This is a genomic window from Streptomyces sp. NPDC093085 (assembly GCF_040683935.1).
Lineage (GTDB): Bacteria > Actinomycetota > Actinomycetes > Streptomycetales > Streptomycetaceae > Streptomyces.
Map to the genome: position 1 here is coordinate 343,201 of NZ_JBFBFB010000001.1, position 10,158 is coordinate 353,358.

Consider the following 10,158-nt stretch of genomic DNA (forward strand, 5'->3'; position numbering starts at 1 on the left):
ATCCGAAAGTGGCTTCTCGGGCGATAGCTGCCTGAGTGCGTGGCCGTTGAGCGGCTTCAGGGGCAACCTGTTCCGAGCACTCCGGCGTGATTGTCAGTGGCAACTGTCAGGGTAGGAGCAGTAGACGTGAACGAGGGGCGGTGTAGGTGGTGCAGCGTGATGACTCGGGAATCGCAGAGTCGTTCGATTTAGATTCGTTGACAGTGGGCGACCGGCTCAGACTGTTCAACTTCACCCAGCGCGATAACCACGTCGCGTACCTGTGGGTGCTGCGGGCGATGAATGTGCTGCGGGCTGTGCACCAGGTTCAGGTCCACACCGATGACGTGGCGAAGGCCTTGAGCGAACTTGCTGCAGCGCACGACGAGGTACCGAGTGCTACAGACCTGAACCTGCGGGCCATGCTTGACAATCTCGCGGCCGAGGACGAGCAGGTCCTCTACAAAGTGGAGGACGCGACTCGGTGCGGCAATCTGGCCGCTTACCGCAACCGCCAGTCGGTGTACCAGTTCACTGAGATCGGCTACCGCGTCTACTGCGCGGTGGAAGAGGTCATCGGGTCGCGGGTCCAGGACGCAAACCTGTCGCGTCTGGTATTCGCCGACATCCTGGCGGACTTCAAGGCCCTGGCCACCGCGAACCGGCAGGGCGACCAGGACGAGGTCTACCGCAAGCTCACCCGGCTCGACAGCGTGCTGGAGGATATGACCCAACGGGCAGCGCGCTTCTATTTGACGCTCAACGACGTAGTCCGTACAACGGACATCTCCCCCGAGACGTTCCTCCGGTACAAGCATGCACTGCTGGCCCACATGAGCGAGTTCACGGCCGAACTGGAACGCTACGCACCCCGCCTGGCTGAGGCTGTGCATGAGGTGGAGGACACCGGGGTGGAGACGCTGCTGGAGCGGGCGGCCGCAGCGGACGAACGGCCCATGATGCGCCCGGCTGTACGGCTGGAGGACTGGCGGCGGCGCTGGATGGGGCTGCGGCAGTGGTTCTTGGCCGATGGCGCGGGCGGGTCCAGGGCGGATCAGTTGCAGGGCGCCACTCGCACCGCGATCTCTGGGGTCATCGCCTTGCTGAGGCAGGTTACGGAGTCACGCAGAGGCGGCGTGAGCCGCACTACTCAACTGCGGCATTTGGCCGCGTGGGCTGCCGCGGCACCGGATGAGCAGGCGGCGAACGCTCTGGTCGCCGCCGCTTTCGATCTGCGCTCCGTACGGCATCTTTCGGGCGCACACGACGATGACGACCAGATCTCGCCGCGTTCGACGTGGTGGGAGGCGCCGGGTGTGGAGATCAGCGTCAGCCTCTTCAAGCACGGTAAGAGGCCGGCGCAGGGAGGTCCGCAGCCGGTGCGGAAGTCCCGGGGCGCGCACGCCCGCCTGCGCGGGGCTCAACTGGCAGAGCGGGCCGCGGAACGGAGCGCGGCGGAAACGCTCCTGGAGCACGGACCTCATGATCGAGTACTGAACCAGGCGGAAACTCGCGCCGTGCTCAAGCTGCTGACCCGCGCCCTGGAGGCGCGAACGGTCGTCGCGGGACGTCTGCGCTCAGGCACCGGCAGCAGCGATGTGTTGACGCTGCGTCTTGTGCCCAGTGAACGCGGAAGTCGCGTGCGGACCGAAACCGGCACGCTGCACCTGCCCGGTTTCGCCCTGGAGATCAAGCCACACGGTGCGATGCGTCGCCGTCTCGGATTGGGGGCGCCTTGATGCCTGCCCATCGCGTAGCCGCATCTGTGGAGCCCGCGGACCTCAGCTCGTACCAGCAGGCGGCCCGGCTCTTGTTGTTGCACAGCGTGGTCACCGAGACCTACCCGCGGACCAAGGCGCTTGCGTCGGTCCTGCAGTGGGCCGACGAACTGACGAAGGACTTCCGGGACCTTTTCGGATACACGCTGTCCACGAGTGCCCGTCATGCTCGCCTGCTGCGGCGGCTGGATACCTTCGACGAGAGCCAGGCGTTTCTCACGGTGAAGAGTAAAAAGCCCTTCGACCGGCGGCGGCTCGCATACCTGTGTCTGGTCCTGGCGTGCTTGAACCGGTCGCGGATAGAGATCACCCTCGCCGATCTCGTCAAGTTCCTTGCTCCGTACGCCAACGCCATCGAGTATCTCGGCTTCGACGCGACGGCAGCGGGCCACAAGGACGCGGTCGTTGACGTGATGGACTGGCTTGTCGACCGAGGGGCGCTGCGGATTTCCGACGGTTCCACCGAGGACTGGGCCCGCGACCACGATCGTGGGGACGCTCTGTTCGACATCGACCACGACACCTGCGCAGCCCTCTTCAAGCCCAACAGGCCCTTGCAGCACCTGACGAGTGCCGCCGGCCTGCTGGACACTCCGACCGCGGGCACCGGGCGGGACCCGCGTCGGCGTTTGGCTGCCCAGCGGGCCCGACGCTTGCTCATCGAGCACCCGGTGGTCTACTTCGCCGGCATCGACCCGGAAACCGCGATCGCGCTGCGCCAGCCCACTCTGGCCGAGGACATCGCGCGTCTGACCGGTCTGCCCGTCGAGCGCCGGGCTGAGGGGATCATGCTTGTCGATACCACGGGGCGCTTCACCGACAAGCGTTTCCCGGGGCGAGGAGGAGCGGTCAACCGGACCGCCGGTCTGATACTGGCGAAGATCGCGGACCTACAGGAAGACCCCGACCGTTCCGGCAGTCTGCAGCGCCTTCTCCCACCTGACCCGCGAGAAGAACAAGCGGACCTGCTGAGTCGCATCGACATGGCCCTGCCCGAGGCCGGCACACTCGAAGCCCTCGCTCATGACCCGCAGACACACAACGGCCAAGGGACGTACGGACCAGGAACGGAAGCCGACGCAGCCGAACGGCGGGCGGGACTGCCGTTCGTTGAGCAAGGCGTGCTGGAGCAGATGATCACCGAGCTGTACGAGGAGTTCGGTCCGTCCTCGTACACCAATAAATGGCAGGGCGATTCCGGAGGGCTTCTGGCCGAGGCCCTCTGTCTGCTGGCAGACCTGCGCCTGGTGCACCTCGTCCCTGGGGGAATCCTGGTGTGCCCTGCCGCGGCGCGTTACCGCAATATCACCGCCGTGCTGCCTCGACCTGCGTACGAAGGTCAGTTCGCCCTCGACTTCCCCCTAGAGGACACCTCTCGATGACGCTCATCCCGCATCCCCGCAATGCCGAGTATCCGGAGGCCCGATTCAAGCCCACGCGTGCGGGCGTGATCGGCCTGTGGGACTACATCGACGAGGAATTCGTCTTCGCCGACGGTCGCCTGGTGCTTCGCGGGCACAACGGATCCGGCAAGACCAAGGCCCTGGAGGTGCTCTTCCCCCTCGTGCTGGACGGCGTCCTAGACGCACGACGGCTGGATCCGTTCAGTGGCGAGGAACGGACCATGAAATCGAACCTGCTCTACAAGAAGCAGGAGTCCGCATACGGCTATGTATGGATGGAATTCGCCCGCACTGCCCCCGACGGCAAGGTCATCGAGGCTGTTACCGCTGGCATCGGCATGCGAGTGACGAAAGCGATGCCCTCGCCGGCCCGCTTCTACTTCGTCATCGATGGCCGCGTGGGCCTCGACTTTGGTCTCCTGGACGATGCCTCGCGGCCACTGCGGGAAAAGGCACTGGCGAAGATGCTGGGCGAGGATGCCACGTACGAGACGGCAGAAGCATACCGCGATGCCATCGACGACCGGCTGTTCGGCCTTGGACGCGAGCGCTACAGCCAACTGATCAATCTGCTGCTCCAGTTGCGGCGCCCTCTCCTGGCCAAGGATCTGGATCCGGCCAAGGTGTCCGACACCCTCACCGCGGGTCTGCGCCCCGTCGACGAAGACCTGATCAAGCAAGCTGCCCGGGACTTCGAGAACCTCGCAGAGATCCAGGCGCTCCTCAATGCCTTGGCCGGGGCCGACACAGCCGTACAGAACTTCCTGCGTGAGTACACCAGTTACCTTCAAGTCCACGCCCGAGACCGCGTAGACCAGGTCAAGGAGCGCACGCAGGCCACGGCCGATGAGTGCGCCAAGATCCTTCAGGCAGCGGAGGAACGGCGGACCGCCGACGGGCAACTGGCTGAGGCACGGCAACGCCGGGACACCGGTGAACGGCAGTGCAAAGAGATCGGCACACGCCTCGCCACCCTCAGGAATCATGACGCCGTTACGCAGCAGAAGGACCTCGACGAGCTACGTGACCGAGTGCGCGACGAGAGCCAGGGCATCGAAGACAGCGACCGCCTCCTCAAGAGCGCTTGGGGGCACCTCGCCACTCTCAAGGGTGAAGCAGCGAGGGTCGGCGAGCGGTGCGAGAAACTCAACGCAGCCGCATCACGGCACACCCGAGACCTCTTGGACGCGGCACGCCGCTCCGGCATCCTCCTCGAGGAAGACGCACTGAACTTCGATGCCGCGTTCCAGACGCACGTCGTCGGCTACACGACCGCGCGCGAAACCGAACTCGAGGATGTGCGCCACCATCTCACCGCAGTCGAGCAAGCTATGGAGGATCAGGGTCGCGAGCAAAAACGTGTGGATATCGCCGCTGCTGAACTCACGGAGACCGAGCAGAAGTCAGCTGCCGCCGCCGATCAACTCAGCCAGGCGCGCGCAGCGGCCGCCCAGGATCTCGACCAAGTTATCGCTCGCTGGACCAACGACGGCGAAGCCGCGGTTCTCTGCCCCGCCGACCGTGCACCCCTGCTCGCTGCTTTGGCCGCCGCAGGAGAGCCGGCACCGACCCCGCTGCCTGAGGTCTTCCGCTCTCTCACTGATCAGCGCCGAACTGCTGCCCTCACCCGCGTCGAAACGCTCAAGAGGCAGTACGACGACATCTCGGACGCCCTGCACAAGACGCGAAGCGAGCGAGACAGGGTGGCGGCTGAAGAAGACGAGGCACCTCCGCTCAGCGACCTGCGACCCGCCAACAGAGAGGGAAGGCCAGGCGCTCCGCTGTGGCAGCTCGTACGGTTCGCCGATCACATTTCCGATGACCACGCTGCCGCGGTGGAAGGCGCCCTGTACGCGGCCGGGTTGCTCACCGCATGGCTGCACCCCGACTCGGAGGCCACCGACCAGGCACTGCGCGATAAGGTCGCCGATGCCTATTTGCGTCCACTGCCCGTCACGCAACGGCCCACCGGGAGCACACTGGCCGACATCCTGATTGTCGAAGACCAGGAACATGTGAGCCCCGAAGGTGTGCAAGCCGTCCTCGCTTCCATCGGTGTCGCGGACGAAGCTCCGACAGCCGACAGAGATATCGACACGGATAGCACCCCTTGCATCACCGTCGGGTCGCATTTCTCCCTGGGCGTTCAGGTCGGTGCCCACCCCAAGGAACAGCCGGAGTACATCGGAGCCACTGCACGGGCTGCACGCCGACGTGAGCGGCTGAGCCGCCTCGATGGGGCCATCACCGTGCTGGAGACCCAGCTCACAGATGCCGAAGTCCAACGGCAGGACGCCCAGGAGGTGTTCGACGACTTCGACCGCGCGCGCTGCCAGCTCCCCAGCACCCAGATGATCGACGAAGCGGCACGCGACGTGGCGGTGGTCGCCGGCAATCTCGCCGGAGCTCGCCGTCGCCTTGAGAAGGCTCGCAAAGACCTTGATGGTGCTGTTGCCCGTGCACACGAGAAGAAGCGGCTGCTGAGACAAGCCGCCACAGTCGCGCGGCTTCCTACGACCCGTGAGGGACTGAAAGGTGTCGCCCAGGCCGTCACCGATTTCGGCGCCGCCGGCAAGGAGCTTGCGGTATGCCGAGAACAGATCGATGAGGCCGAGAAAGACCTCGCGGGCCGCAAAGAGATCATCGAAGGGCAGGCACAGACCTACGCCGAGGAGGCCGAGCAGCTGCAGACACGCAAGGATGCTTTCGCCGTCCTGGAAGAGCGGCTGCGTACGAGGCAAGAGACGCTTGAAGCACCGCTCCGGGAGATCCTCCAGAAGATCAAGGTGGCTGGGGGGCAGCTAGCGGAAGCAGAGAAGGCACACCGGCGTGCGGTGAAGGACGTCGAAGACCAGCGTGACCGGCTCATGAAGGCCAAGAACACTCTGGAGTTCGTCGGCGACGTCCTGACGACCGCCGTGCGTGAGCAGGTACGAACCACCCTCACCCTTGAGCCGTACGCCCGGCCGGACCTGCTCGGCCTCCTCGACACAGTGGTGGACACCGTCTGGGTACCGCGCGAAGTGTGGCCATCTGCCGAGGAGACCGTGCGCCGACTCATGGACATGCTGACTGCCCACGACACCTCGGTCACTGGCACCGAGGCAGCCCGCAGCGCCGTCCCTACGACCGTCATCTCCCTTGTCGATGCACTCGATGAAGCTACGCAGGGTCGCCGTATCACCGAGAGCCTCCTGAAGACCGCCACCACAAAGATTTCCACGGCCATCACCACGTTGGAAGGCGCCCTGCTCGGATCCGATCAGGGCTACCTCTTCGAGTGGGAGCAGGCCGGCGACATCATCCTGGCCCGGGTTACCGACAGCGAAGGCCCGGCGCCGGTGGCGGACTTCGGGCGTCGATTGGCCGAACAACTGGCCGACCAGCGGGTATTGCTGGAGGAGAAGGAACGCACGGTCCTTGAAGACGGCTTGCTGACTGGGCTCGCCGAGCAGATTCACAGCCGCACCACTGCGGCCCGCGATTTGGTCCGGAACATGGACTCCGATACCCGGGCCAGGCCGATGTCATCCGGAACGACGGTCGGCATCCACTGGGTCGCCTCCGACAGCCTGACCGACTCCCAGAAGGCCGTCAGCAAACTGCTGGAGAAGGACGCGTCCGGACTCGCCCCCGCGAGCTTGGTCGAACTCCGCTCCCACCTGCGCAGCCAGATCCGCACCAAGGCCGCCGCAGACAAGAAGCAGAGCTACCAACACGTGATCGCCGAAGTCCTGGACTACCGATCCTGGCGCAAGTTCGAACTGCGGCTGTTCCGCCCGGGCATGAGTGAGGAGGAGAGGAAGAAAGGAGAAGTTCTCACCAAGGCCAAACACAGTGTGATGTCCGGCGGTGAGAAGTCCGCCTCCATCCACCTGCCACTCTTCGCCGCCGCCCACGCCCAGTACAGTTCCGCCTACCCCACCTGCCCACGCCTGATCGCCCTCGACGAGGCGTTCGCCGGCATCGACGAGAAGTACCGCCCCGACTTGCTCGCCCTCACGGCTAAGTTCGACCTCGACCTCTTCATGACCGGCTACGACCTGTGGATCACGTATCCCGACGTGCCGCAGATCTCGCACTACGACATGAAGCACGATGAGGCATCGCACACTGTCTCCGCCATGCTGCTGGTCTGGGACGGCGAACAGATCCTCGACGACGTCGGATACCCCGGACCCGAAGATCTGGCCGCCGAGCTGCTCAGCTTCCGGCCAAGCCGCCGCGTTCCGGCCCACGCGGGGTTGCTCACCGACGCGCCTGAGGAAGAGCCGATGGACAGCGGCACTGAGGAAAGCGAGGGGGAGCAATGAGCCTGCCGACGCCCGACGCATACGAGCGCTATCGCGGCCCCGAGTTCCGCCGCCTTCTTGGGGCGGCCCGGCGCTCGCTTGAACGCAATGGAGGCGAGATCACCGGCTCCATCGGCCTGACGAATCCAACGATAGATGAGCGCAACGCCATCATCGGTATTACAGGCGCGTATCGCTCGGCGGACGTCCGCCGTGTCTCTCTTCCGCTCGAGGCACTAAACCAGAACGTCAGCAACGTCACCGGCGCTTCCCTCCGAGAGCTCTTGGAACGACTCGGTCCTCCGTTGCGGTTTCGAGCCGACGAGCGGAGCGCCATTGATCAGGCCCGGCAGCAGCTGTTGGCCGAGGGGGAGGCCAGCACGCTTCACGCCCAGAACCTCTGGTACAAAGAGTGGCTGAGCGGCCTTGCCTCTGACGGGACGATCACTGGGCTGATCAATAAGAAGGACGAACGCCTCCTCATCCAGGCCATCCGCGTTCTGGAATACCTCTATGCACGCGCCAGCGGCTCGCCCCCGGTCATGCTGGCCGCCTTGGCTGACGCGACCACGGGAAATACCAAGGCTCTCAGCCCTGGCCAAGGCTCGCTGCCGACCCTCGTACTCCGTGCGCTGGCAACAGCGCGAGGAGTTCCGCTCGAGGCAGGAGCCGAGGCCCGGCGCGAGCTCTGGGACGCGTTTGACGTCATCGTCGACGACCTGGCCAGCCGCGTCCTCGTCCTCAATCTGCCGGCGGCTGGTCGAGGGTTGGGGGAGTGGCTCACTGACGCGGCTCGATACGGAACCCCCTTCCACGTCACACTTCACCAGCTGGTCACCTTGCCCGTCACCGTGCACCTGCCGCTGGTGTACGTGTGTGAGAACCCGGCTGTCCTCCGCCGCGCCGCCGGAGAACTCGGCGCAGACAGCCCGCCGTTGATCTGCGCCGAAGGTCGGCCTTCAACGGCCTTCCACCGACTGGCCCGTTTGATCGTCAACGGCGGGGGCCGACTCCTCTACCACGGGGACTTCGACTGGCCGGGAATCGACATGACCAATCAACTCATCGGCCGCTATGGAGCTGAGCCCTGGAAGATGAGCGCTGAGGATTACCTGGAGGGACTCCGGACCGAAGACGACCACGTCGCCTTGTCCGGAAAGGCTCGTAACACTTCATGGGACCCGCGTTTGAGTAATGCGATGCAGGAGCATCAGGCGGCTGTCTACGAGGAAGGCGTCGCTGACGCCCTCCTGGCGGATTGGGGTGACCAACTCTGATCATGGGCGGGTGATGACCTGCTGCACGGGCAGCCGACAGCCGCTGGGGCGGTGCCCCACGGTAGAGCGGCAGAGACGACAGAACCCTGCATGCCCCGTACAGCGAGCGACTAGGCTTGATCGGCGCCCACGAATCGGGACCGGATGGCGCAGGGGTGCGTGTAAGGAGTGCTGAGCAACAGATGACGGGGACGCCCGAGCGGATCGGCCGGTACACCGTCGCCAAGGAGCTGGGCTCGGGCGGCATGGGGGAGGTGTACCTCGCCTACACCCCGGGTGGTCAGCCGGTGGCGGTGAAGCTGATCCGGAGCGACAAGCTGGACCCCGTCACGCGGGCCCGCTTCGAAAAGGAAGCGCTGATAGCGCGCACCGTGATCGGTACCAACAGGGTGGCGCGGTTCCTGGAGGCCGACCCGTTCGCGGACCGCCCCTGGCTGGCCATGGAGTACGTGGCCGGACGTACCTTGCTGGCCTGCGTGGACCAAGACGGTGTTCTCCCCTTGCCGCTGGTCGCCAGTCTGGGCGCTTTGCTCGCCGAGGGGCTTAGCGCCGTACACGCCGCGGAGCTGCTCCACCGGGATCTGAAGCCCCAGAACGTCATCATGGGCACAGAAGGCCCCATAATCATCGACTTCGGGCTCGGTGCGTTCATGGATGCCGCGAAGGAGTCCCTGTCCCACAGCGGGATGATCATCGGGACGGTGCGCTGCATGCCGCCGGAGCAGGCGAGCGGACATCCGAAGGTGACGCCAGCCGCGGACGTGTACGCGCTGGGCACGGTTCTGCTATATGCGGCGGCGCGCCACTACCCGTACGACGGTGCGGTGTGGGAGGCCGTCGCCGTGCAGGTGGCGAATCCTGACATCGGCCCGGATCTGAGCGGTGTGCCCGAGGGGCTTAAGCCACTGATCGCCTCCATGCTCGCCCACGTTCCCGAGGACAGGCCGACGCTGGATGACGTTTCAAAGGCATGCTCGAAGCTGTTGAAGGCCGCTGGAAAGGCGCCGGCCGACGCACGACTCGCGCTGATCGCGCATACGACCGCGGGCGGTACGCCGGATGCGGCCAAGGAGCCGTTGTCCCCATCGTTCGAGAAGCTGCTTGAGGACCAGGCCGAGATCACTGACGACGCGGGTCTGGACTCGCCGCTCGATAGCCCGCGAGGAACTGCTGAGGCGGAAGAACCGGAACCGGAGGAGGCGGAGCAGGACGAGCCGCACCCCGACTCCGCCGAGGCCGTGAAGCCAAAGGCCAGGCCCACGGCCGTAAAGCCGCCGGCATCGAAGCGGGTCGCGGATGAGCTGAGGGCGGAGTACGCGGCGGATACCGCGCTTTGATGGCCAAGGTGTCAGTGCCTGGTGGGAAGCTAGAGGCGGACGGGCGTATGGGGTCGGCTTGGGCGCTGTCCATACGACTCGTGAATGGTGAG

General features: G+C 65.4%; 5 protein-coding genes. All 5 read left to right on the forward strand.

Features of this window, described 5'->3' with window-relative positions; all coding sequences use genetic code 11:
* Positions 1 to 146: 146 nt before the first annotated feature.
* The 5 genes from AB0O07_RS01450 to AB0O07_RS01470 all read left to right on the forward strand — a co-directional run bounded on the left by AB0O07_RS01450 (position 147) and on the right by AB0O07_RS01470 (position 10,066).
* Positions 147 to 1,718: a TIGR02677 family protein gene (locus AB0O07_RS01450; protein WP_365625054.1), complete on the forward strand. Its 1,572-nt coding sequence runs from the start codon at positions 147 to 149 to the stop codon at positions 1,716 to 1,718.
* A complete protein-coding gene (locus tag AB0O07_RS01455; protein ID WP_365625057.1) occupies positions 1,718 to 3,139 on the forward strand; it encodes a DUF2398 family protein in 1,422 nt (473 codons plus the stop codon). Before AB0O07_RS01450 ends, AB0O07_RS01455 begins: the two co-directional genes overlap by 1 nt.
* Positions 3,136 to 7,473 (forward strand): TIGR02680 family protein, encoded by a 4,338-nt coding sequence (locus AB0O07_RS01460; RefSeq protein ID WP_365625060.1) that lies wholly within the window; start codon positions 3,136 to 3,138, stop codon positions 7,471 to 7,473. The genes AB0O07_RS01455 and AB0O07_RS01460 overlap by 4 nt, the downstream gene beginning before the upstream one ends.
* Entirely contained in the window at positions 7,470 to 8,729 is a 1,260-nt protein-coding gene (locus tag AB0O07_RS01465; protein ID WP_365625063.1) for a TIGR02679 family protein, read from the forward strand. Before AB0O07_RS01460 ends, AB0O07_RS01465 begins: the two co-directional genes overlap by 4 nt.
* 182 nt (positions 8,730 to 8,911) lie before the next feature.
* On the forward strand, positions 8,912 to 10,066 hold the full coding sequence (locus AB0O07_RS01470; protein WP_365625066.1) for a serine/threonine-protein kinase: 1,155 nt from the start codon (positions 8,912 to 8,914) through the stop codon (positions 10,064 to 10,066).
* The last annotated feature ends 92 nt before the right edge of the window (positions 10,067 to 10,158 follow it).

Bases quoted from the DNA above. Each gene is read 5' to 3' on its own strand.
- AB0O07_RS01455 (WP_365625057.1), top strand. From the start codon at position 1,718: ATGCCTGCCCATCGCGTAGCCGCATCTGTGGAGCCCGCGGACCTCAGC.
- AB0O07_RS01460 (WP_365625060.1), top strand. From the start codon at position 3,136: ATGACGCTCATCCCGCATCCCCGCAATGCCGAGTATCCGGAGGCCCGA.
- AB0O07_RS01465 (WP_365625063.1), top strand. From the start codon at position 7,470: ATGAGCCTGCCGACGCCCGACGCATACGAGCGCTATCGCGGCCCCGAG.
- AB0O07_RS01470 (WP_365625066.1), top strand. From the start codon at position 8,912: ATGACGGGGACGCCCGAGCGGATCGGCCGGTACACCGTCGCCAAGGAG.